General features: G+C 38.2%; 20 protein-coding genes. 15 read left to right on the plus strand and 5 right to left on the minus strand.

Features of this window, described 5'->3' with window-relative positions:
• Window positions 1–109 precede the first annotated feature (109 nt).
• Genes ACY650_RS02085 through ACY650_RS02105 form a run of 5 tightly spaced genes read left to right on the plus strand, consistent with a single transcriptional unit; the run spans window position 110 to window position 5960 of the window.
• Window positions 110–2344, plus strand: coding sequence for a S9 family peptidase (locus ACY650_RS02085; protein WP_462251244.1), 2235 nt, complete (start codon window positions 110–112; stop codon window positions 2342–2344).
• Window positions 2337–2720: a hypothetical protein gene (locus tag ACY650_RS02090; RefSeq protein ID WP_462251246.1), complete on the plus strand. Its 384-nt coding sequence runs from the start codon at window positions 2337–2339 to the stop codon at window positions 2718–2720. Before ACY650_RS02085 ends, ACY650_RS02090 begins: the two co-directional genes overlap by 8 nt.
• The gene (locus ACY650_RS02095; RefSeq protein ID WP_462251248.1) at window positions 2617–3972 is read left to right on the plus strand and encodes a M1 family metallopeptidase; all 1356 of its coding nucleotides are present in this window, start codon (window positions 2617–2619) and stop codon (window positions 3970–3972) included. Before ACY650_RS02090 ends, ACY650_RS02095 begins: the two co-directional genes overlap by 104 nt.
• A gap of 15 nt (window positions 3973–3987) precedes the next feature.
• On the plus strand, window positions 3988–4932 hold the full coding sequence (gene lhpI / locus ACY650_RS02100; RefSeq protein ID WP_462254381.1) for a bifunctional Delta(1)-pyrroline-2-carboxylate/Delta(1)-piperideine-2-carboxylate reductase: 945 nt from the start codon (window positions 3988–3990) through the stop codon (window positions 4930–4932).
• A gap of 5 nt (window positions 4933–4937) precedes the next feature.
• Window positions 4938–5960, plus strand: a complete 1023-nt coding sequence (locus tag ACY650_RS02105; protein ID WP_462251250.1) for a proline racemase family protein — start codon at window positions 4938–4940, stop codon at window positions 5958–5960.
• Window positions 5961–5979: 19 nt separating this feature from the next.
• Here ACY650_RS02105 and ACY650_RS02110 read toward each other — a convergent pair whose 3' ends face one another.
• Both ACY650_RS02110 and ACY650_RS02115 read right to left on the minus strand, forming a co-directional pair.
• Complete coding sequence (locus ACY650_RS02110) at window positions 5980–6465, minus strand: flotillin-like FloA family protein (RefSeq protein WP_462251252.1); 486 nt, start codon at window positions 6463–6465, stop codon at window positions 5980–5982.
• 41 nt (window positions 6466–6506) lie between these two features.
• Window positions 6507–7124 carry a LysE family translocator gene (locus tag ACY650_RS02115; protein WP_462251254.1) on the minus strand — a complete coding sequence of 206 codons (618 nt, stop codon included), beginning with the start codon at window positions 7122–7124 and terminating at the stop codon, window positions 6507–6509.
• A 213-nt stretch (window positions 7125–7337) separates the two neighbouring features.
• Here ACY650_RS02115 and ACY650_RS02120 point away from each other — a divergent pair, with 213 nt between their 5' ends.
• Entirely contained in the window at window positions 7338–8456 is a 1119-nt protein-coding gene (locus ACY650_RS02120) for a peptidase associated/transthyretin-like domain-containing protein (protein WP_462251256.1), read from the plus strand.
• Window positions 8457–8502: 46 nt separating this feature from the next.
• Here ACY650_RS02120 and ACY650_RS02125 read toward each other — a convergent pair whose 3' ends face one another.
• From ACY650_RS02125 to ACY650_RS02135, 3 genes are all read right to left on the minus strand, one after another.
• Window positions 8503–9630 (minus strand): hypothetical protein, encoded by a 1128-nt coding sequence (locus ACY650_RS02125; protein WP_462251258.1) that lies wholly within the window; start codon window positions 9628–9630, stop codon window positions 8503–8505.
• A gap of 95 nt (window positions 9631–9725) precedes the next feature.
• Entirely contained in the window at window positions 9726–11126 is a 1401-nt protein-coding gene (locus ACY650_RS02130; RefSeq protein WP_462251260.1) for a PAS domain-containing protein, read from the minus strand.
• A 118-nt stretch (window positions 11127–11244) separates the two neighbouring features.
• Entirely contained in the window at window positions 11245–12264 is a 1020-nt protein-coding gene (locus ACY650_RS02135) for a T9SS type A sorting domain-containing protein (protein WP_462251262.1), read from the minus strand.
• 164 nt (window positions 12265–12428) lie between these two features.
• Between ACY650_RS02135 and ACY650_RS02140 the strand changes: the two genes are divergently transcribed.
• The 9 genes from ACY650_RS02140 to ACY650_RS02180 all read left to right on the plus strand — a co-directional run bounded on the left by ACY650_RS02140 (window position 12429) and on the right by ACY650_RS02180 (window position 23987).
• Window positions 12429–12821, plus strand: coding sequence for a hypothetical protein (locus ACY650_RS02140; RefSeq protein WP_462251264.1), 393 nt, complete (start codon window positions 12429–12431; stop codon window positions 12819–12821).
• A gap of 190 nt (window positions 12822–13011) precedes the next feature.
• The gene (locus ACY650_RS02145) at window positions 13012–14937 is read left to right on the plus strand and encodes a methyl-accepting chemotaxis protein (RefSeq protein WP_462251266.1); all 1926 of its coding nucleotides are present in this window, start codon (window positions 13012–13014) and stop codon (window positions 14935–14937) included.
• Window positions 14938–15041: 104 nt separating this feature from the next.
• Window positions 15042–16106 carry a serine hydrolase domain-containing protein gene (locus ACY650_RS02150; RefSeq protein ID WP_462251268.1) on the plus strand — a complete coding sequence of 355 codons (1065 nt, stop codon included), beginning with the start codon at window positions 15042–15044 and terminating at the stop codon, window positions 16104–16106.
• Window positions 16107–16113: 7 nt separating this feature from the next.
• Window positions 16114–16440 (plus strand): helix-turn-helix transcriptional regulator, encoded by a 327-nt coding sequence (locus ACY650_RS02155; RefSeq protein WP_462251270.1) that lies wholly within the window; start codon window positions 16114–16116, stop codon window positions 16438–16440.
• Window positions 16437–19109: an ABC transporter permease gene (locus ACY650_RS02160; RefSeq protein WP_462251272.1), complete on the plus strand. Its 2673-nt coding sequence runs from the start codon at window positions 16437–16439 to the stop codon at window positions 19107–19109. Before ACY650_RS02155 ends, ACY650_RS02160 begins: the two co-directional genes overlap by 4 nt.
• Before the next feature lie 47 nt (window positions 19110–19156).
• A complete protein-coding gene (locus ACY650_RS02165; RefSeq protein ID WP_462251274.1) occupies window positions 19157–19819 on the plus strand; it encodes a hypothetical protein in 663 nt (220 codons plus the stop codon).
• Window positions 19820–19962: 143 nt separating this feature from the next.
• Entirely contained in the window at window positions 19963–20382 is a 420-nt protein-coding gene (locus ACY650_RS02170; protein ID WP_462251276.1) for a Fur family transcriptional regulator, read from the plus strand.
• Window positions 20383–20384: 2 nt separating this feature from the next.
• Entirely contained in the window at window positions 20385–22754 is a 2370-nt protein-coding gene (locus ACY650_RS02175; protein WP_462251278.1) for a TonB-dependent receptor, read from the plus strand.
• A gap of 96 nt (window positions 22755–22850) precedes the next feature.
• The gene (locus ACY650_RS02180) at window positions 22851–23987 is read left to right on the plus strand and encodes a hypothetical protein (protein WP_462251280.1); all 1137 of its coding nucleotides are present in this window, start codon (window positions 22851–22853) and stop codon (window positions 23985–23987) included.
• Window positions 23988–24025: the final 38 nt, after the last annotated feature.

A 24025-nucleotide genomic window follows, 5' to 3' on the forward strand; every position in this document is an offset into this window, starting at 1 on the left:
ATCCAGTCTCACTTATGATAATAGACCTGATAGCTGCTACCAGACATTACAAATTGCTATCGAAACTCATATAATCGTATCTTAACAACTTGATAAGAAAGAATTTAGAATGAAAAAGCATCTACTTCGACTAACACTTCTTTTAGTCTCATTATCTACACTGGCACAAGAGAATAGCCTACTGACACTTGAGCGAATATTTACAAACGGAGAATTCCGAATCACCTACGTACCTCCTCTTGCTTGGTTTGAAGATGGTGAAGCTTATACTTCGCTTGAAAATTCAGCGCAGTTTCCTGGATACAATGATATAGTAAGGAATACTACTTCAACTGGAGAACAAGAAGTGCTTGTTCAAGCAGAGTGGCTCATCCCTGGCGGAAGTAACACCCCGCTTTCAATAGAAAATTATTCATGGTCCAATGATCAAAGTAAACTTTTGATCTATAACAATTCTAAAAGAGTGTGGAGGCTTAATACCAAAGGTGATTATTGGATTTTAGATCTCAAGAGCAAAGCATTAAAAAAACTCGGTGGAGAGATTGCCAAACCTTCAAGCTTGATGTTCGCCAAATTATCACCAGATGCAAGTAAAGTGGCTTATGTCTTCGAACATAATCTCTATTTAGAGTCATTAGATGACGGCTCAATTACACCTCTTACACAAGATGGAAGTGAAAGAATCATAAATGGGACCTTCGACTGGGCATACGAAGAAGAGTTCTTTTGCAGAGACGGATTTTCATGGAGCCCTGATGGCAATCAGATTGCTTTTTGGAGGATTGATGCAAGTGAAATCCGTAATTTTTATATGATCAATAATACGGACTCAGCATATTCCCAACTAATCCCATTGCAATACCCAAAAGCTGGAGAAACACCCTCTGAATGCAAGTTTGGAGTGATTTCGATCGAAAAAGGTGAGACTACATGGATGGATGTACAAGGAGACCCTAGAAATAACTACATCCCACGAATGATTTGGCATCCTAATTCCAAAACAGTATTACTCCAACAACTAAACAGAGCCCAAAATCATAATAAAGTTGTTCAAGCAGATGCGTCTACCGGAGCGACTGAAGTAGTCTACGAAGACAAGGAAACAGCATGGCTGGAAATCGTTGAAGATTTCAACTTTTTAAATGATGGCAAGTCTTTTACCTGGGTAAGCGAGAAGAGCGGTTGGAAATCTGCTTATCAAATTGAAAATGGCACTGAAAAACAAATCACTCCGCAAGGTCAAGATATGCTCAACGTCTCGTTAATTGATGATGAGAACGGATGGCTATATTTTATCGCATCTCCCGACGATCCTACGCAGAAGTACCTTTACCGCACTAAACTAAATGGAAAGGGAAAAGCCACTCGCCTTACCCCAATGGATCAACCGGGAACCCATTCTTATCAGATCTCTCCAAATGGGAAATATGCCAGGCATACGTATTCCAAAGCTGGAACACCACCCATAGTTGACTTGGTAGAATTTCCGAGTCACAAAACCCTAAGGACTTTTACAGATAACAAAGAAGTAAAGGGAAAGGTAGATGCCCTTCAGAAGAATCCAGTTGAATTTTTCTCAGTGACAACTGACGAAGGAGTAGTATTAGATGCTTATATGATCAAACCGATTGGGTTCGATCCGAATAAAAAATACCCGGTTCTATTCTACGTCTATGGTGAGCCATGGAGCCAAACTGTAGTTGACTCGTGGGGAGGGAGTACCTATTTGTGGCACCTTATGCTGTCTCAACAAGGGTACCTAATAATGAGTGTAGATAACAGAGGTACTCCAGCGCCAAAAGGACGAGAATGGCGGAAAAGTGTATACGGACAAATAGGGTACTTATCATCGCAAGATCAAGCAGATGCCCTTAGACTAATTATCGATCAATATGCATTTGTTGATAAAGATAGAGTTGGAATCTGGGGATGGAGCGGTGGAGGTGCTATGACATTAAATATGATGTTTCGATATCCTGAACTTTATCATACAGGTATGTCAGTAGCTCCTGTTACAGATCAGCGACTATATGACAATATCTACCAAGAAAGATACTCGGGTATTCCTTCGGTAATGCCAGAAAGTTATCAGAAAGGATCTCCAATCTATTATGCCAAAAATCTCAAGGGAAATCTACTGTTGGTACATGGAACTGGAGATGATAATGTTCACTATCAGCATAGCGAGCTTCTTATCAATGAATTGATCAAACACAACAAAATCTTCTCGTTTATGGCATACCCAAATCGTTCGCATGGTATTTACGAGGGAGAAAACACCTCGCGCCACGTGCGAGAGATATTGACAAACTATCTAAAGACTAATCTGCCTACCAATGAATAAATTCGTAATATTTTTGGTTCCTGTGTTGCTTCTTTTTGGCTTAGCCAATAGCGGTACAGCTCAGGTTTTCACCAAACAAGACACCTTGCGGGGCGCTATTACACCAGAGCGGGCCTGGTGGGATCTCACCCACTACAATCTTGAAATTAAAATTGATCCTGAGCAGAAAACATTCATAGGAAGTAATATTATATCGTATCAGGTAATCGAACCCAATAATGTGATGCAGATAGATCTTCAAGCGCCATTGAAAATCACAAAAATCGTCCAGGATGGAAACGATCTTCCTTTTCAAAAAAAATGGAAATGCGCATTTTATTCAATTGCCAGTACAACAAGAAATCGGCAGTTCGCAAGAGCTGACGGTATTTTATGAAGGTACTCCACATGTAGCCATCCGACCTCCTTGGAATGGTGGAATTACTTGGTCCGAAGATGAAAACGGGATGCCATTTATCGCCTCGAGTTGTCAAGGAATTGGTGCTAGCATATGGTGGCCCTGTAAGGATCACATGTATGATGAACCCGATAGTATGACAATTAAGGTGACTGTGCCAGAAGATTTAATAGCTGTTGCTAATGGTCGATTAAGAGACACAAATCGCAATAGACAGGCAAAAACAAGATCATATGAATGGTTTGTTTCAAGTCCAATCGCCAACTATACTGTAAATGTGAATGTCGGCGATTATGCTCACTTCGAAGAAACTTATAAAGGTGAAAACGGTGACTTGGACATGGATTACTATGTTTTGAAAGAAAACCTTGAGAAGGCAAAGATCCAGTTTAAGGATGCAAGGAGAACCCTTGAGGCATTAGAGCACTGGTTTGGCCCCTACCCTTTTTATAATGATGGATTCAAGCTTGTCGAGGTCCCCTATCTTGGCATGGAACATCAAAGCTCCGTCACGTATGGGAATGGATATGCAAATGGATACCGTGGCACAGATTTAAGTGGTACTGGCTGGGGATTAAAGTTTGATTTTGTCATTATCCACGAAATGGGTCACGAATGGTTTGCCAACAGCATCACCTATTCTGACATAGCCGATATGTGGATTCACGAGAGCTTTACAAATTATTCCGAAAGTCTATTTCTTGAGTATCATTATGGAATTGACGCTGGCAAGTCTTACGTGCGTGGTACACGGGAACGAATTGCAAATGACAAGCCAATCATTGGTCATTATGGTGTAAATAGAAGAGGCTCCTCAGACATGTACTATAAAGGTGGAAACATCCTAAACATGCTGAGATCTATCATTGGTAATGATGAGAAATGGCGAAACATTCTAAGAGGTTTAAACGAGAAGTACTTTCATAAAGTAGTGCAAACCAATGAAATTGAAACTTATATAAGTGATCAAGCAGGCATAGAACTCTCCAATTTTTTTGATCAGTATCTTCGAGATCATCGCGTCCCGATTTTAGAATACTACTTCAAAGAAGGTAAATTGAATTATCGATGGAGCAATTGTCAAGAAACTTTTGATATGCCGGTTGATGTATCCATCGAAGATCAGGAAATTCGGATTGAACCAACCACAAATTGGAGCTCTATTGCGATAGCTGAAGGTTTGTTGGAGGTAGATGAAAACTATTACATTTCTTCCTTTCAAATCAGATAGGTGTTCGTGAGTGAAATGATCACATATTACTCATCAAGTCAAATACAAGAGTGGCTGACCTTTGATCTTTTGATTCCAGCCCTAAAAAAAGGATTCACCGAGGAATATGTAGTTCCTGAAAGGATGCACCTTAATTTTCAAAACCCTTCGCTTGAAAAAAACACACTATTGTTAATGCCCGCCATTAGTTTGGGCAATGCTGTTGGAGTGAAAGTAGTTACAGTAAATCCGGGTAATAGCGAGAAAGGGCTTCCTGGTGTTCAAGGCATTTATTACCTCTGTGATGCAGCAACTGGAATGCCTCGAGCATTGTTTGATGCCAAAGCAATTACCAATTGGAGAACTGCAGCAACCTCAGTTCTGGCCGCAAGCTTCCTAGCTGTTCCGGATGCAAAAAAATTGCTTGTTATCGGCACTGGGGCATTAGCATCATACTTGATCGATGCATATGCAACAATAGGCTCCATCGACGAATTATACGTTTGGGGCAGGAATCCTGAAAAAGCAAAAGAACTCATCCAACAGAAGAAAAATTTATTTAGAAAGTCTACCCTTGCCTCTAACCTTGAAGATGCCATTAAGGAGGCTGATATTATCAGTTCGGCCACCTTTAGCCAAGAACCATTAATAAAAGGCAAATGGCTAAGAGCCGGACAGCATATAGATCTCGTAGGCTCATTCAGACCAGACATGAGAGAAACGGATGATCAAGTAATGCAAAGATCTAATATCTATGTAGATAGCATCAGTACGGCACCTAAAGAATCTGGAGACCTTACCATTCCGATTGCAAACAAAGTAATCTCGGTCCAGGAGATAAATGGAGATCTTTTTCAGTTATGTAAATCAGAAATAAATGGACGACAGTCTAAAGAAGAAATCACCGTTTTTAAGTCAGTAGGACATGCATTAGAAGATCTTGTGGCTGCGCAATTAATTGTTCAACAGAATAATAAATAGAATATATGTACTCAATTTCCTCCTATAAGATTCCGACGAATTGGCGATCCATTAAAACCATTGATATGCACACTTGTGGTGAACCATTGAGGGTAATTCTGGATGGCTTTCCTTCACTCGAAGGATCCTCAGTACTAGACTATAGACGCTTTATCAAATCAAATTATGACTATCTGAGGACGAGTTTGATGTTCGAACCTCGTGGGCATGCCGATATGTACGGAGTTGTTATTACTCCTAGTACAGTTGCAGATTTTGGAGTGGTTTTCTTACACAATGAAGGATACAGTACGATGTGTGGTCATGCCACACTGGCGATAGCTAAACTAGCTGTAGAAGCTGGATGGGTGGAAAAGATAGAACCACTAACAAAGATAAAAATTGAAGCTCCTTGCGGCATTTTAGATGCTTTTGTAACTGTGAAGAATGGTAAAGCCACGGAGGTGCGATTCCACAATGTACCAAGTTTTGTTGTGGCGCTTGATCAGGAGGTAGAAGTAGAAGGTTTGGGAAATGTGCAATATGATTTAGCCTACGGAGGTGCATATTATGCGTTTGTTGACGCACAATCTCTCGGATTAAAATGCTCTCCGGAAGACTATAGAAGCCTCATTGAAAGTGGCATGGATATCAAACGAGCAGTGATGAAGCAAAAAGAAATTATTCACCCCTTGGAAGAGGATTTGGGCTTCTTATACGGAACCATATTTACAGAAGAATCACCTACAGCACACAGTCGTAACGTTTGCATCTTCGCTGAAGGCGAAGTAGATCGTTCACCTACAGGTTCAGGTGTTTCTGCAAGACTCGCTTTAGAGTATGCACGAAATAAAATTACAATTGGTGAGAAAATAAAAATAGAAAGCATCCTGAGGACAGAATTTCAATGTTCAGTTATAAAAACCATTGATTACGAAGGTATAGATGCGATTGTACCAGAAGTTGAAGGGACTGCCCATGTAACTGGAGTAAATACCTTTCTGATTGATCCGGAAGACCCATTAAAAGATGGATTTATTCTTCGATAAGAATTGCTTTTAACCCCATTTAAGTGAATTGATTGAGATACAGTTTTACCTCCTCTAGCTTATCATCACTTAGTTCGTTCATTATGCGCTTACAGAGTTCTTTTCGTAAAAAAATTTCACCAGAGGACTTTTGTTTCTTTTCAACAAAAGATTCCAAGTTTATACCAGCTAAGTCTGCCCCAGCAACATCTGAAAAGTTAATCTCTATGCCGTTATTCCTTAATTTGACATATGAAACGGTAGTTTCAAGAACATTGCCGCCCGCTAAAGAATGAGTCTCCAAGGTGGCTAGATCCAATGGGAATCCAGCCTTATGGCTTATGATCAAACCATTGACAACCTCTTTTACCGGAGTTTTTCTGATCCTCATAAAAAAGAGCTCCATCAAAGAAATTTGAACACCTGAAAATGTTGCTGTAATCCAGAGGTTAACAGGAATTAGTTTCAGAAGTATGAAAAAAAGAAGTATCGATGCCGCAATGAAAATGATTAATTGTGCTTCCACTATGGTATTAGTTCAGAGTTACTTAGTTGAGGCATGTCAATTTAAAAATAAAAAGACAACCACTGCCCTAAGTTGATCACTCCTAGTAAGATGAAAGCAATGCCGGGTATAACATTTACAATAGTTCTATTTGTAGCGACTGATTGGAATCGACTACCTACTTTAACAATGATTATCAGCAATGTAATCTCACCGAAGAACACACCAAGTATATAGCTCCAATAGTTAATGCCAGCTAAATCAATCAGCCCTTGCAATTGAAGATAAGTAGTAACACCTAACCAAAAAGGCATTGCCAGTGGGTTTAATGCACCGAGTATTACCCCCTTCATAAAACCAACTTTTTGATCGTCTTTGATCTCGACTTCTACGTTTGCTGGCTTGGTCAAAAGAGAAGCGACTCCAAGCACTATTAATACCAGTGCCGCTATTAAATAAAAGTAGTTGGCAATCTCAATTTGCTCTGACAGAAATGTTTGAATCTTAACAGCAAGACCTGCATACATGGTGTCAAGTATTGCAGCTCCAAGCGATAGAAAGATGGCACTTTTCGCTCGCCTTTTGAGCGATAGCTGCATAACAGTAATGTTAATTGTAGCCGGAGGAATGGTACCCAAAAGACTAATTCCAAACGAAATCAGAAAAACTTGAATGATCATAAATTAGGATGCACGTTCGTGATTGCTTTAAAACTAAATGATTCTTAACGATTTAGACAGTTAATTCAATAGGATAACTCACATAAAACAGAAGATTATTCGCATTTTTTAAAAATATTATCATTTGATAAATAAATGCAAAAACCCGTAGTTTTATATAGGCATTTTATCTATATCTTTATAGGTATAAATCACACCATCACTCGCATTATAATGAAGCCTCTAATCGCCACTATTGCTTTATTACTCCTTATTCCTGCTCACTCAAAAGATGCTGCCACTATTAAAGGCATTATCAAAGACCAAGAGACAGGTGAAGCCATTCCATTTGCTCATGTCTTGATTGGAGATATCATCAACGTCTCAAATATCGATGGTGAGTTCATCATCAGTGCTGCAGACTTTGAGGAAGATGGAGCTAAACTTAAAGTATCCTACATGGGGTATGAAAACTACTCCACTCCTCTTTCAGAGATTGAGCCATACCATACGGTTTTACTGAAGCCTTCTGTAACACAATTAATGGATGTGGCAGTATTTTCTGGGCCTTCTATCATGCGAAATGTGTTTGAACGCTTTCATCTAAACTATGAGATGGAAAGGCAACACATGGTTGGTTACTATCAAGAGTCCATGTCCGATTGGGAAAAAACCTATTATGTAGCTGAAGGGATTATGGATATATATACGCCAAGCAATCTGGATAAAAACACATACCCATTGGTAAATCCGCTTAGAACGCGGAAAAAAGTATTTGAAAAAATCGATGTAATCGATGAGGTATTAGGTGGAAATGCAAGTGATATGGCACAATCTTCCATCTGGAGAAAACAGTCATTCCTCAGTATTAAAAACAGAAAAAATTACGACTACTTCTACGCAGGAGCTACCTCTATTGACGGTCAGGATGTGTTGATTATAGAGTTTGAACCAAATGGTAACAAAGGAAATACTACAGGTAAGCTTTTCATTGACGAAGAAACCTTCGCTCTTATCAAAATTGAATATGATCCTATCATTGATAATTATTCATTCTGGGAGTCTGTATCCTGGACAGAAGAGTATAAGCAACAAGATGGGGTCTTTAAATTAGTGAGCGTCAAATTCGAAGGAACAAGTACTAACCATGCCTACAACTACCATGCTCTTTTGGTAATCAACGAATCCAACGTCATCGATGAGATGCCATCCGATATTTCCATGATGAACATCTATGATTCATTCTTTGATATGGCTCAAGAAGATTTCACTGATTCTTTTTGGACTGGTTTCAATTTTATGAAACTGGACAACACGGTCTCAAGACTACTCGATACAGGTTCTAAATTTTAAGTGAGTATTCAGAGCTACTTCTTTTCTAGCTAATAGTTGAATCTCTTTATTCGTATTCGTACCTAAAGGCTGCGCTTAGCATGTCTCCTCTGTATCGTTTCAGCATGACTAGATCTTCGCCTTGATATTCATAAAGTTCACTAGACCTTGTCTTCCAGCCATCTTTTGACTTAACCTTAGATTCTTTGGAAATTAATAACCCTCTAGCATCATAATGATAAATATCCTTCATTCTTGGTCTCGAAGAATGTTCGATCACGTCTCCTCGAATATTGTATTTCCAGTACTCGATTCGATCATCTACATTGAGATAGATACGTTTTTTGTAGACCTTTATATCATCTTCATACTGAGTCTCTTCACGAATACCTTCTTCCTCAGAAACTTTTAATTTAACTCTATTTTTTTCATCAAACTCATAGGTGATAGCTACCTTCTTTCCATCAGGCCCTGTGTATTGAGTAACAAGTCCCTCTGCATTTGTGATAATGCTCGTGGTACGTATGCTCTCTAACAGACTTTGACTTGAATAATAAAATACTGAGTCTGGATATTCGTACTTACTGTAATACTCTCGTTCAATTCCAAACCTTCCAATACCATTAACATATCGCTCTAATTGACGCCCAGCTTCATCATAATAGTAACTCTGTATAACGTTCTCTTTGCAGAAGTAAAACTCTTCTTTGTAGCTTCCATCATCATAGTAATGAATCTTAGAATCTATGCAATCACCTTCATTCTTAACAGACCATTTTATACGTGATCTAACTAAGTTTCCAGGATGTGCAAGTATGCGTAGGCCTTCTTCGTAAGGGCTTACGTCAAAGTCTTTAAGATCAGCATACAGCTCTGGGACCTTTGCAGTTAATATCATGAAGGACCATTTACCATTACTATCGGGCATTGCAAGTGCCCTTTGTTTTGTTTTCCAGCTTATACCCGAAACCTGGGTGATCGAGCTGTAGTAAATAACTACAACTTCCAGCTCCCCAATTTTCATTGGCTTGGCTATTGACAAGATTTTATCAAATCTTACTTTATAGTTTTTTTCTCCTGCCTTTTCGAATTGATTGCTTAATAAATCCTTGAAACCTTCCTCACCTAATTTCTGAACAACAGGTGGATAGGTCAGAGACATTAGTGTATTCACATCTCCCTCATATCCAGCCATAATGTATCGTTTAAATGAAGTCGCCAACTGAGCTTTATCATATTGACAAAAAGCCACTAAGGAAATGATAAGACAAAAAACTGATAGCCCTCGTTTCATTTCTTTTCGTCGTATGATGTTCTGCTAAGTGTATCTGACATCTTTCTAATTAATCCGTCCAACTCATCCGCACTTTCTTTAAGGTATACAATCATTCTATCAGTATCTTCTACACTCGCTTTTTCAGAAATCACTGTTGCTATACCCATAAGATTTGATAATGGCCTCCTTATTTCATGTGACGTGATAAATGCATATTCCTCGAGATCTTTCAGAAGTTTCTCTTTTTCTGCCGTCATCTTTACTTGCTGGGTGATGTCGATTTGGGTGACCCAAAGCATTTTTAAGTGTTTATCTACGATGTCCGATTTGCCAAAATTGAGAAACCATTTCATTTCTCCTTGCCGCGTTTGTTCTAATGTTTGGAAGTTTTCAAAACGGTATCCATTATCAATATACTTGTTCAATAATGCCTCTCTCTCAGGTGATTCATCCCATAAATCTTTCAACTTTTTTCCCACGATATCCTCTGAATTAACAAATCCATACATCCTGGCAAAGGAGTCGTTACATTCGGCTATGAATTGATTTTCTAATAAAAAGTCTATCTGTTTCTTTTTGTCCAAGTCGATGCGCATTGGATTCGTCATTTCAAATCGAGCTACACCCTCGTAGCTATTATGAATAAAATCATGATACTGTTTTTGACTCTCTTTGAGTTGAGCAGAAGCCTCTTCAAGCTCCTTTTGATGTTTTATTAGCTTTTCGGTACGTTCATCGACTAACATTTCAAGATTCTCATTGAGCTCCTTGAATGCATTATTTTTCACCTTGACCTCTTTGTGAGATCGCTCATAAACTGTAATCACATAAGCCACAACTAGATTGAATAAAAACCAGTAATAAACTGGAATCAATCTGATGTATCTATCTTCTGCAATGAGTTGAGAGATTACTGTTTCATCACTGAAATACAGCAAATACTCTTGATGAAATACAATTGTGAAGAAGGTAAGGAAAGTGAATATCGAATAGGTTATTGGTTCCTTACTGGTTGAAAATAAAATTTGGACCAATACCGAGATGAATAAAATTGCTGCATCGTAGTGAAAGTAATAATCGCTAGAAGTTCCCTGAATAAATGGATTGAGGTAAAAAGATAAAAGAAGCCAACTCGTACAGAATAGCACTTTGCTTGCATAAAAATGCCGAGAAGAATTTAGGAAGAAGCATCCAATAGCTACAGCCATCAATATCATTGATGAAAACTGATCGAAGGCTATTTCAGAGGCAGGTTGCAAGAAAATTTCATAGTCCAGTAAATATCCGATTGCCGTTACAACAACAACCGTTATATAAATGATATTAGAAAGAACGATTCGCTCGTTCGTAACTTTATCTTCAAGCGTAGATATACCTCTTTTGAATAACCCTAATGACGGATAAGGTGAACTCATTAAAATTTGGCAGGTAGTGAATACATTAAGTTATTCAAACCATTTTCAAGTACCAAATTGGGTGGATTTAGTTAGACAGACTAAATCCTTCAATAGATAAAATATTTACTTGGCGCAATTACCTCTTAATGAAGTTCTCAGTAAATGCAGGTGACTTTATGATATATCTACCTATTTCCAGATCACTAACATCTATTACAGTAACATTACCCTGAGTTGTGAATTGGGAGTTTTTAGTTAAATCTCGACCTGCCATATCAAGAATCTTTGTATCATAAATACTCACAATTTCATTCACTATTATTTTATCAGTCACTGGGTTAGGGTAAAGGATAAAGTGACTTGATTCATTAACAAAAGACATAATTTCAAATGTCTCACTAGCTCCATCAAAATCAGTTTGCTTGATTCTATAGTATGAGGTTCCACTATACGGATGAGAATCGATGGCTGAGTAAGAAATCTTTTCATTACTATCACCTGAGCCTGGAACAACCAAGAATTCTTCAAAATTGATACCGTCTGGCGATTTGTATAGTGTGAAATAATCGTTGTTGATTTCAACAGCAGTAGCCCATTTAATTTCAGCTATATGCCCGTTTTGACTGACGGAACAATGTAATAATTCAACAGGCAAAGGATCGGAATTAATTACAAAATCAGAACCAGAACCATTATTGATATCTCCATCACTTCCATCCCATCCAATAGATCCATCTACTACAATTGTATTATCCACAGCATCTCCTCCCCCTCCAGTCCGAGAATCCAAACTTCCTCCATCCTCTATAACAACAGACGAGCCAGCACCTAGTATGAGCGATGAAGTGTTTGCTCCAGTATTTCTTATTGCTAACTGTCCTCCATCCTCTATCGTGATCGTAACTGCGCAAGTACTTAAATCAATGTCTGTATTATTAATTGTAATAGTGACACCACTTGGTATTGTAATAGTGACATTGCTTCCACAAAATGGTACTACACCTCCTGACCATGACTGTGTATTCGCAAAAGCATCGAACGTGAGTGGACCATTTATCCCGACATACTGCCCGTAACTTTTTGTTAGTGAGATAATAAGAAGTATTGAAAAACTAGAAACTCGAAGAACTTTTGATAAGTATTGGATGTGCTGCATCTCTTATTTGGTGATAGTGAATTATTCAATGTGTAAGTTCAGATTAATTGGACTACAACTTTCTTTCAATTGTAGACAATCTGTTGACTTACTTGCGTATAAATGTTAGATGCCTTTTCAATGAAATACTTGTATGAGTTAGATTTAAAAAACAATAAGAAAATATGGATTGGTTTATCCCTATCACTATACTTCCAGGTGTTGGAATGCTCGTACTTTCAACAACCAACCAAATGCTGGCTTTAAGTGGCGAAATAGAACGCCTTTTATCTGCTCGAAAAGATGATTATCAACTTCAAATTGTGGAGATGAAAATAATTCAACTAGAACGCTTAACCCAAGCGAGCACATTGCTTTACGTAGCGGCAGCACTTTACGTACTTTCAGGCATTGCCGCTGTATTACTGTCAGCTACAGATTTTGACAAATGGATCTTAATCGTTGATGTAATCGTAACATTCATTGCTCTTGCATTACTCATCACATACAGCTATAAAGCAATAAACATTCGGAAAACTCAGCATCAAAGCAATCTTAAGAAAGTGAATAAGGCCTAAAAGAACAGACATAAAAAAAGTTTATCAATTGATAAACAATATCGAAAGTAATTGGTTAACAATTTAATCCCCCTATATAGTTGATTATTCGACTTCATATAATCGTGCGTCGAATGCTAAGATTTTCATAAATATTATCAAATGATAATATTTATTTATTTACTATATTCATGTTTTAACCAGTAACCTAATGACCCAATTTTTCAACCACCTACTTAGGAAAAATGCGCCCAATTTTTTGTCGAATGAACTAAATAAGCACCTTTTCTTTGCTAAATTTTCTTCAGATGGCTCATTGATCAGTTCCAATGAAAGTTTTACAGATCTACTTCAAGATCGAAAATCAATCACGCATCAAGACGTTGTTTCAAGTGAACAGTTACACCATGAAATATGGGTAGAATTGCTCAAAGGAAATAACTTAACTACCGAGTTAGCAATCAATACTACAGAGGAAACCAATAACCTAATTGCCAATTACATACCAGTTTCTAATGGCCATAACGAAGTGAGCTCCATTGTATTGATTGCCAATAAAAAGGAAAATGAAATAAGAAAAGAAGAACAACTTGCCAAGGCAACAAAAGAAGCAATCGACTTAAATTTCATTTACATAAACTTTACACCTCAAGGCGATATTATAGATGCTAATGACCTTTTTATTAGCTCAATGGGCTATCGTAATCTGCAAGAATTAAAAGGAAAGCACCATTCGATATTTGTTGATAAGTATCATGCTTCATCTTCAGAATACAAAAATTTCTGGCATGAATTAGGGTCAGGAAAGTCTCATAGCGGTGAATTTGCCAGAGTGAAAAAAGACGGTTCCGAAATATGGATAGAAGGTGCCTATACACCTTTAAAAGACCTGAGTGGAAAAGTAATATCCGTTGTGAAGATCGCTAGCGATGTAACCGAAAAGAATCTTGCCGCAATTAGCATCAGAGAATTGCGAGATACAATTGATCTTTCTTTTGGGAGAATCCAATTTGATCCGCAAGGATATATCCAGGCTGTCAATAAGAATTTCCATCAATTAATGGGATATGAAAAAGCGGAGGAAGTCATCGGAAAACACCATTCGATTTTCGCCTCATCTAAAGTTGCTACAAGCCAAGAATACCTAGACTTTTGGGGTAATTTAAAGAAAGGGATCACCCAAAAAGGCGAATTTGAGCGTGTAGCTAAAAATGGAGATTCGGTTTGGATTCAAGCTGCCTACACCCCACTAAAACATGAAGACGGCACTGTGTATTCAGTAATGAAAATTGCGGCTGATATTACTGCAAACAAAAAAGAAGCACTTCAAGCCAAGAAAGACCTCAAAGACGATGTACTCTTGAATTTAAGTGAAATAGCTACTTCTATTGGAGAAATTGCAATTGGAGCTAGAAACCAGGCGGAAAAAATAGATCAAGCTTCTACAAGAGTAGAAAGTGCACTCAATTCTGCAAATAATGTCTCGAATAAAGCACAGCAGATCACAGAAGCTGCAAAACAAGCAACATCTGAAAGTGATGCCGGGCAAAATAACGTTAATGAATTAGCGAATTCTGTAGCCACACTGAATGAGGTGTCAAAGTCTACACAAGAGTCTATGGATAAACTTTCTAATCATGTTAGTGAGATTTCGACAGTGATTAATGTGATAAAAGAAGTATCTAATCAAACCAACCTACTCGCACTGAATGCTTCGATTGAAGCTGCACAAGCGGGTGACTTTGGGAAAGGATTTGCAGTAATTGCTCAAGAAATACGTAAGCTAGCAGAAAGCACGCAGGCATCTACAGCGGAAATAGAAAAGCTAATTGCTACTGTACAAAGCGGTTCACAAGAAGTGGCTAAGTCCTTAAACCAAGTGATGAATTCGGTGAAAGACGGACTGAGTGCCACTGATAACGTCAAAGAAACATTTAAGACTATTGCTAGCTCAACCAACGAGACTTTCGAGTTCTCATATGTGATTTATAGTGACGCAAATCTTCAAACCAATATGATGAATGAAATCGTGCAAGACATTGAAGACACGGTGATAATATCAGAACAATCTGCCTCTGCATCAGAAGAGGTTTCCAATGCGGTACAAAACCTGGAAAACAGAATAAGAAATTTCTAAACTCAACCCTCCCAACGAGTCCCTTCGCAAATTCATGAAACTATTTATTCGACATTTACGATAAATATATTAAATTCGGTTTTGTCGAATAAATAACAATCGTCATGAAAACATCTATTTGGTTTGGAGTTTTACTTCTTTTCACATTTTTAAATAGCCCTGCGCAGGATTCCGGATTGCAGAATGCATCCTTGGAGGAAGTTGGTCTCAATAGAGATTCTATTGAAAATCTTATCCATTTAATAAATACAACGCCGAATAAAGACTTTCGAGGATTAGTAGTCATTAAAGACAACAAGTTGGTGATTGAAGAACACTTCAATTCATATATGTGGAATACCATTCATGATATCAGATCTGCAGGAAAGAGTGTAACCGCTCTTGTGCTAGGAGTTGCATTGAAAGAAGGTCTTTTTGAAAGCTTGGATCAAAGCGTTTACTCACTATTTTCAGAATCAAAAAATCCCAACATAAACCAAGATTACAAGAAAATAAAACTGCGTGATCTGCTTGATATGGCATCCGGACTAGATGCAGACTCTGATAATGGAAGGTCTCCAGGTCAAGCAAGCAATTGGATTTCCCTAACGGATTGGAAAGAATATGTGCTTAATATTCCGTTAAAATCTAAACCTGGTGAAGCTTTTGTATATGCAGATATTCATCCCCTTCTCATTGGTTTGGCTATCGAGGAAGCAACTGGCATGAGTTTAAAGGAATATGCACAAAAAAAACTTTTTGATCCATTAGGGATAAAACAAGTTTACTGGTTTACAAATGCTTCTAACCAAACTGGCGCTGCAGGTAATCTCTATTTGACAACCATTGATTTTGCAAAACTTGGACTGTTAGTAACTAATAATGGAAAATGGAATGACCAACAAATCATAAGCGAAGACTATATCCAAGCCATCATAAATTCAAAAAGACCATTACCTGAAGGATGGCCAGCAGATGGCTATGGTATGTTCTGGTACAAAAAGACCCAAACCTTTGCCGGTAAAGAACTTGACTATCTATATGGATCAGGATACGGGGGTAATCACTTGGTGGTAGTCCCAGATGAGAATATTGTAATTGCTCTTACTTCAAGTGCTTATGGTCAACCTTATCAACATGGAAGATCATTCGCCATCACATCAAAAGTGTTGAACGCGCTCGAAAAATAACAAACCGATGAAAGGAACAAACCTAGGAGAATTAGAAGAGATTGTATTATTAGTAGTAGCTAACCTGTTTGATAATGCCTACGGTATTCTAATCAAGCATGAGATTGAAGAGAAATGCAATCGAACAATCACGATCAGCACGGTGCATAATGTACTTCAAAGACTAAGCGAAAAGGACTACTTAGAATCCCGGTACAGTGATCCATCACCTGAACGCGGCGGCAAAAGAAAACTACTATTTCGGGTGACTAAAGCTGGACAAGCAGCACTAAAAACATCAAGATCCATGCGCGAAGACCTATGGTCAGGTATTCCAAAAGTGGCATTTGAATGAAAGTACAACCACCAAAAATATTGACGTCATTGCTATCCAAATGCTGCAACCCTGCATTGTGGGAATCTATTGAAGGTGACTTAATGGAACTTTTTCTAATGGACTTAGAGAAAAAGGGGAAAAAGAAAGCTCGCATCAATTACTTCATGAACGCACTGGCATTTCTACGATATCACAGACTAAGAAAAAGGCAAAACTCAAAAACTCTCAATAATATGGCACTAATCCAAAACTACCTGAAGGTCTCCTTCAGAGACTTAAAACGTAACAGAACATTCACCGCAATCAACTTATTCGGATTGATAGCAGGAATGACCGTCTCATTGCTCATGTTTCAATACGTTTTATTTGAAACCAGCTTCGATGATTTTAATGAAGACGTCAATCGCATCTACCGTGTAATTAACGATAGACGTCAAAATGGCGAAACTGTGCAATTAGGTCCTATTACCTACCCAACTATTGGACCTACAATGATCAAAGATTTTCCTGAGATTGAATCGTTCACACGTATGACCTACAGTGGGTCTAACTTCATCAGTTTTGATGATGATATCTATAGAACCGGTGATTACCTGATAGCTGATCAAAATTTCCATTCATTCTTTGATTACAAATTCATAGAAGGTGACAGGCAAAACTGTTTGGACGCAGCTTTTAAAATGGTATTGACTGAACGCTTTGCAAAGAAGTTGATTAAGAACGGTGAAGATGTTACTTCGCTTGTAGGTAAGCCCATTTATTTCAACTATCCTACCCCATTTATGATCACGGGAATAATGGAAGATCTGCCGAAAAATTCGCATCTGCAATTTGATTTTATTACCTCATACAAATCATTTGTAGCGATCGTAGGTGAAGGAGCGGATAATAGCTGGGAATGGTCAGATTTCTATCACTACATCAAGCTAAAAGAAGGTGCTAGCATAGAAACTTTAAATTCAAAAATCAACGATTTCGGAAAGCAATACTTTAAGGATGGTGAAGTCTCCGGCGCAGAGGAACACTTCTTCTTACAACCATTGAAAGAGATCCACCTGGACGATACAATGGAATATGAAATCGGATTCGTAACCAACGGCAAGACAGTCTGGATGATGATGTTTATTGCAATTTTCATTATCGGTATTGCATGGATCAACTATATCAATTTGAATACCAGCAGGGCTATTCAACGCGCCAAAGAAGTTGGAATTAGGAAGTTTGTCGGAGCACTCAAAGGTCAGATTATCCGACAATCATTCACTGAAACACTGCTTCTAAATGTGATTGCACTTATTGTGTCCATTGGACTAGCAATACTCTTACAACCAGTATTTAACAGTCTCACTGGATTGGACCTAAGTATCTCGATTATCTTATTTGCCAAGATTTGGGGTATGCCTTTTCCATTATTCTTGATTGGGATTTTCCTGGTTTCTATGGCTCTAGTAGCATTATACCCTGCCCTTTTAGTAACAAGATTTAGCACACAAGATGTACTCAAAGGAAGCTTCAAGTTGAAGGGTGAAATAGCCTGGTTGAGAAAAGGGATGGTGATATTTCAATTTTCGATTGCAGTAATTCTGATTACAGGAACCATAGCCATTGCTAAACAAATAGAATTTATGGTCAATCAAGACCTTGGTGTTGATGTGAATGATACCATGGTGGTATACGGACCGGTAATGACCAATTGGGACAGTACATTTATAAATAAGATCGATCAATTCAAGAAAGATTTGAGTACTTTATCCGGAGTAGAAACCGCAACAATATCGAATAGAGTGCCTGGATCAAACATGGGGAGAATATTCAGGATAACTTCTGAAGCTAACCCTGAGGTAAGCAACCTTACAGCTAACTTCATCAATGTAGACCATGACTTTTCTGAACTGTACAATGTTGAGTTTTTGTCGGGAAGAGATTTTGAACTTACAGATCATCACATTAATGGAAGTGATATAAAAAACTTTGTAATAAATGAATCAGCACTTTCATTATTAAAATTTAAGTCTGCTGAAGAAGCAGTTGGCAAGTCAGTTACTTTTTACGGTAGAGACTGGACGATAATTGGAGTGATTAAAGATTTTCACCAGCAATCTCTTCACCAAAAAATTGAACCTATATTCTTACTCCCATTCTATGATACGGGTAGTTATTTTTCAATTAAGCTGACTTCTACAGTAACGCCAGCTATGGTGGAAGCCATAGAAAAAAGATACGATTCATACTTCCCTGGCAACTACTTTGACTACTATTTCCTGGAAGATGAAATTGGTAGACTGTATGACGAAGATGTTAAAATCAGTCGCGTTTCGAATGTCTTCGCCATACTTTCAATCATAATTGCTGTACTAGGGCTGTATGGTTTGGTGATGATAACCCTCATCAGAAAAACCAAAGAAATAGGCATTAGAAAAGTGCTAGGAGCCAATCTAGGTCAACTATTGGCTCTTTTGAGCAAAGAGTTTCTTTTGCTTGTTATAATCGCTGTTATTGTGGGAGCTCCTGTTAGCTACTATGCGCTTTTAGAATGGAAGGCAGGTTTCGCTTATTCCATAAACATTGGAATTGGTCTGATACTGATTGCTTCATTTCTATTGGTACTTATATCAGTAATAACTATCGGTTTCCAGACAGGAAAGATTTCTAAAAACAATCCGGTTGATTCCCTTAGATGGGAGTAATTATCGTTTTAGATTAAAGTTGGCCTCATAATTGTAATTCTGCTATCATGAAATATTTGATAGCAGTATTATCTCTTTTGTGTTTCAGTTGCCTTCCTGACCGATTGGTTCCATATGATTATTCAATTGAAAAAAATAATCAAGAAGCATATATCGAGTTAGATTCAATTACGATAGCGATTACCAATCTAGAGGTAAAAAACGATCACTCTGTTTTCATGCTTGAAGTAGAAAACTTAAGCAGCCAACCGCTCTTCATCGATATTGAAAAGATCAACAAATACGCAAGTTTATACAGTCACTCCACCAAACCCGACAAAGAAATATTTAGTGAGGTAACAGCTGTAATGACTCCCTCTCAAATCAATCAGTTTTTCAAGGCGAAAAGGAATAAAGCTCAAGCAACAGCTTTCTTTCTATTTCTGGTCGGCGCTGCAGTGAGTACAATGGATGCCGTAAAAGACAATAAGGATAACAGAAAATTCCATTGGACGAATGATGATCAACGTAAATCAGAAAAGCGTGATCTGTTGACTGGAAGTACCCTGATTGCAACAGACATACTTGCGGACGTAGCTTTAACAAATAGTGAAACTGCTGCTACAGAATTGAATTACTTACCAGCTGAATTATTCAAACGGAAGATCATCTACCCAGGCGAAAGATTTAATGGTAAAATTCTCTTCAAACAAGTAGGATTACTTAAGTAATACCACAGAATTACATTTCCTGTTGACGAAAAAAGACTCCATTTCGATTTTAGAAAAGCGACTCCACGAGAGAAGAAATTCTTAATTCAAAACAAGTAAAAATTCAATTATGCAATTAAGTTGCATTTATGTAATTTTGTTGCATGCAAAATCAAGATCGGAACGAGCAGATACTCAAGTCTCACAACTTAAGAATTACGGACTGCAGAAAAGATGTGGTTGACTATTTTTTAGGAGTGAAAAAGGCACTGTCTCAAGGAGACTTAGAGCAAAAGTTCAAGCAATACGATCGAGTGACTTTGTATCGAACACTCAATAGTTTTCTTGATTCAGGTATTCTCCACAAAATACCAAACGCAACCGGAGTAGCTACTTATGGGCTATGTCATGAAACATGTTCTCCCGATCATCATGATCACAACCACATTCATTTTAAATGCAACAGTTGCGGTCAAATAGAGTGCTTGGATGATAAAGAGGTACCAGCCGTTTCTATCCCAAAAGGATATCAAGTTGAGACTGTCAACATGATCGTTGACGGTATTTGTGCAAAGTGCGCTTAAACATGAAAAATATCCTCTTTCTATTACTGGTACTTTGTATCCATCTATCAGTAATCGCCCAGCCTAACCAATGTGATGGGATCGTTTCAGGTGTTGTAATGGATATTGACTCAGGTGAGCCACTGCCTTTCGCAACCGTACAAATTCTCAATACCGCCAATGGCACTACTGCAAATGAAAATGGTGAGTTTAAACTCACTAATATTTGCGATGGTGAAATTGATCTTGAAGTGCGTTTCTTGGGTTATAAAACAATCGTCCATCATCATGATGCTCATCATACGAATCCAACGATTAAAATGGCTGCAAATGAAACTATCCTGGAAAGTGTAGTAGTAGAAGAAATCAAACAAGGAGAAATTCAATCGATTGCCATTCAAAAAAAGGATATAAGTCAATTATCTGCCGTTACTTCCAACATCGGAGAACTAACGAATGAGATTAGCGGTGTGTCTCTTCTTAAAACCGGCACCAACATTTCCAAACCAATACTGCACGGGCTACACTCCAATAGAGTATTAGTTGTCAATAATGGCGTTAGACACGCATATCAGGTTTGGGGCGAAGAGCATGCTCCAGAAATTGACCCTTCCAATGTTGATCAAATTCAAGTCGTAAAAGGAGCTGCCACTGTCAAGTACGGTCCCGATGCCTTGGGAGGAGTTATTCTCTATAACTCTAAGCGGCCTAAGTTTGAAGAAGATCTAAATGGTACCATTGGCTCAGCCTTTCAAACCAATGGTCAATCAATCAACAGTAAGGTGAATCTGGGACAAGGGTTCAAACACTTTGCATGGAATGTTGGTGGTTTTGGTGTTTATCAAGGCGATTTAGAAGCACCGGATTATGTTTTATCAAACACCAGCAAACAAGAATATGGAGGAAATTTCAACACACTATTACATCAGGAAAAATTTGACCTTCAATTATCGGGTAGCTACTTCCAACAGAAAATCGGAATCTTAAGAGGCTCCATTGTAGGAAATCTAAATGATTTACAAAATGCGATAGACAGAGGAGAACCTAATCCTACTTTTCCATCTACCTATGAAATTCAAAATCCGAGGCAAGATACAAGGCATGGTCTTATTAAGTCAGATTTATCTTTATTCCTTGGCCAGCATGTATTCAACGTATCGTATGCTTATCAAGACAATGATCGCAAAGAATTTGATATACGAAGAGGAATATTAAACGAACGACCGGTAATCGACCTTAGGCTTCAATCACACAATTTTGAAACAGAGTGGATACAGCCAGAAAAAGGAAGGTGGAATGGAAGCTCTGGAATCCAATTGTTCACTCACCACAGTGTCAACAAGCCGGGATCTAATCCCATAAATTTTGTCCCAGACTATGATGTACTCAATATAGGTGCGTTCACCGTTCAATCGCTCAACTTCGATAATACCACTTTTGAATTGGGTGCTCGATTTGACTATCAAAAATTGAGTGTTGCTGATACGGTAAGGGAAATCTTCATTTATGATAATGAAGTAGATTATGCAAATGCCACCTTTACACTTGGCTTTAAGAAAAGATTAAATGATAAGCTTACCATATTTTCGAACATTGGATCTGCCTGGCGCCCACCCAATGTAGCCGAGCTTTACTCCTTTGGCTACCACCACTCCAGAATTCAATTTGGATTATGGCGCTACGAGCTTGAGCCTCAAATTGCAACGCCTACCAACAGTGTACTCGATGAAGATGATAGACCTGTACCTACAGAGAAAGGGATTAAATGGGTTGGTGGAATCGAATTAAGGAAGTCAAAAGTCAATGCAGAATTCATATTCTATGCTAATCAAATCAAGAACTATATCTTTCTGAGACCGTACGGTATCACTACCAATATTGCTGGCACATTCCCATACTTCCTATACGATCAAACCGATGCATTCTTCGCAGGAAGTGACTGGGACATTCAGTTCAATCATTCAGATAAGCTGACTTCAGAAATGAAAATATCATATGTGTATGCCATTGGTACTGAAGATCAACAGGCATTAATTGAAGTTCCTCCTCTAAATGTTTACTACATGCTTGATTATAAAAGAGGAAATTGGGGTTACGGATTAAATCTTAGCTATACTGCCAGACAATGGCATGAACCATCAGTTATTGAACCAGGTGATTTTGGCAACAGTGAGGTTGAGATCAACCGCGATGAAATATTCGATTTTATGGCTCCTCCAAACGATTATTTTTTATTGGGTGGCAGCGTCTCATATGGTCATAATAATTGGAAAGCTATTATTAAATCAAACAATATCCTGAACACCTCCTATCGCATTTATACAAACAGGCTTAGATATTTTGCGGATGCCCCAGGAAGAAACGTTTCTGTTGCGTTTCAATACAAATTTTAAAATGCAATACTGTTGCAAATTAAGCATATCTGCAATAGTATTGCATTCCTTCTTACTTACGGGGAGGTGCAAATAATCAGAACTAATAATAACAACATGAAAACGAACAAATCAATATTCTTTCTTATGCTATTGTTGAGCATGAGCGTTATGGTTAGCTGTTCAGATGATGATACAGCCATGAATGATGACGATGATGAAGAAGAAGAAGAAGTAATAAATGAAGTGAATCTGACATTCACTCCTACAGGTGGTGGAGATGCAATCACTGCTACGTGGTTTGACGCAGATGGCGAAGGGACTGGGACTCCTACTATTGATGAAATTGATTTGATAGAAGGTGAGGAATACAGACTAACTATCACTCTTACTAACACACTTGGTGCTACTGACGAGGATGTTACAGCTGAAATACTTGCTGAAGATAATGAACATCAGTTTTTCTTCGGTTTTACAAACAATATTTTCTCAGATCCTGAAGGAAATGGTAACAGAGACAATGCGTCAGATGATTTGAGGTATGATGACATGGACGAAAACGGATTGCCAGTTGGTCTTACTACATTATGGACTGCTGGAGCTCACACAGAATCTGCAGGAGAATTCTCTGTTATACTAAAACACCAACCTGATCTAAAGACTGCTACTTCAGATGCAACAGTAGGAGGAACTGATATTGATATCACCTTCGCGCTTAACATCGAAGAAGATCCGAACGAAGAAGAAGAAGTAATAAGCGAAGTAGTGCTAACATTCACTCCTACAGGTGGCGGAGACGCTATCACAGCTACTTGGTTTGATGCTGATGGCGAAGGAGTTGGTGAACCAACCATCGATGCTATCGAGTTGGATGCGAATACTGAGTATGATCTAACCATCACTTTAGCTAACACATTGGGTGCTGAAGATGAGGATGTGACTGCTGAAATTTTAGAAGAGGATGATGAGCATCAGTTCTTCTTTGCCTTTACTACTGATATCTTCTCTGATCCAACTGGTGATGGCAACATCGACAATGCAGCGGATGAAGTGAACTATAATGACGAAGATGATAATATGCTACCTGTAGGTCTTGATACAAACTGGACTACTGGTGGAGAAACTACATCTACAGGTGAATTCAGAGTTATACTTAAACACCAACCTGGAATCAAAGATGCTGACTCATCTTCAGAAGATGGTGGTACTGACATTGACATCACATTCGACCTCAATATCAGCGGACCAGCTTAAAATATAACGTGTTAATAACTATTCCTTTCTAGTAAATA

The sequence above is a fragment of the Ekhidna sp. genome (assembly GCF_963691765.1).
Lineage (GTDB): Bacteria > Bacteroidota > Bacteroidia > Cytophagales > Cyclobacteriaceae > Ekhidna.

Coding starts and splice junctions, on each gene's coding strand:
- ACY650_RS02180 (WP_462251280.1), top strand. CDS start 22,851: ATGAAAACGAACAAATCAATATTCTTTCTTATGCTATTGTTGAGCATG.
- ACY650_RS02115 (WP_462251254.1), bottom strand. CDS start 7,124: ATGATCATTCAAGTTTTTCTGATTTCGTTTGGAATTAGTCTTTTGGGT.
- ACY650_RS02155 (WP_462251270.1), top strand. CDS start 16,114: ATGAAAGGAACAAACCTAGGAGAATTAGAAGAGATTGTATTATTAGTA.
- ACY650_RS02085 (WP_462251244.1), top strand. CDS start 110: ATGAAAAAGCATCTACTTCGACTAACACTTCTTTTAGTCTCATTATCT.
- ACY650_RS02095 (WP_462251248.1), top strand. CDS start 2,617: ATGGAAACGATCTTCCTTTTCAAAAAAAATGGAAATGCGCATTTTATT.
- ACY650_RS02135 (WP_462251262.1), bottom strand. CDS start 12,264: ATGCAGCACATCCAATACTTATCAAAAGTTCTTCGAGTTTCTAGTTTT.
- ACY650_RS02160 (WP_462251272.1), top strand. CDS start 16,437: ATGAAAGTACAACCACCAAAAATATTGACGTCATTGCTATCCAAATGC.
- ACY650_RS02175 (WP_462251278.1), top strand. CDS start 20,385: ATGAAAAATATCCTCTTTCTATTACTGGTACTTTGTATCCATCTATCA.
- ACY650_RS02170 (WP_462251276.1), top strand. CDS start 19,963: ATGCAAAATCAAGATCGGAACGAGCAGATACTCAAGTCTCACAACTTA.
- lhpI (WP_462254381.1), top strand. CDS start 3,988: ATGATCACATATTACTCATCAAGTCAAATACAAGAGTGGCTGACCTTT.
- ACY650_RS02165 (WP_462251274.1), top strand. CDS start 19,157: ATGAAATATTTGATAGCAGTATTATCTCTTTTGTGTTTCAGTTGCCTT.
- ACY650_RS02105 (WP_462251250.1), top strand. CDS start 4,938: ATGTACTCAATTTCCTCCTATAAGATTCCGACGAATTGGCGATCCATT.
- ACY650_RS02140 (WP_462251264.1), top strand. CDS start 12,429: ATGGATTGGTTTATCCCTATCACTATACTTCCAGGTGTTGGAATGCTC.
- ACY650_RS02090 (WP_462251246.1), top strand. CDS start 2,337: ATGAATAAATTCGTAATATTTTTGGTTCCTGTGTTGCTTCTTTTTGGC.
- ACY650_RS02145 (WP_462251266.1), top strand. CDS start 13,012: ATGACCCAATTTTTCAACCACCTACTTAGGAAAAATGCGCCCAATTTT.
- ACY650_RS02120 (WP_462251256.1), top strand. CDS start 7,338: ATGAAGCCTCTAATCGCCACTATTGCTTTATTACTCCTTATTCCTGCT.
- ACY650_RS02150 (WP_462251268.1), top strand. CDS start 15,042: ATGAAAACATCTATTTGGTTTGGAGTTTTACTTCTTTTCACATTTTTA.
- ACY650_RS02130 (WP_462251260.1), bottom strand. CDS start 11,126: ATGAGTTCACCTTATCCGTCATTAGGGTTATTCAAAAGAGGTATATCT.
- ACY650_RS02125 (WP_462251258.1), bottom strand. CDS start 9,630: ATGGCTGGATATGAGGGAGATGTGAATACACTAATGTCTCTGACCTAT.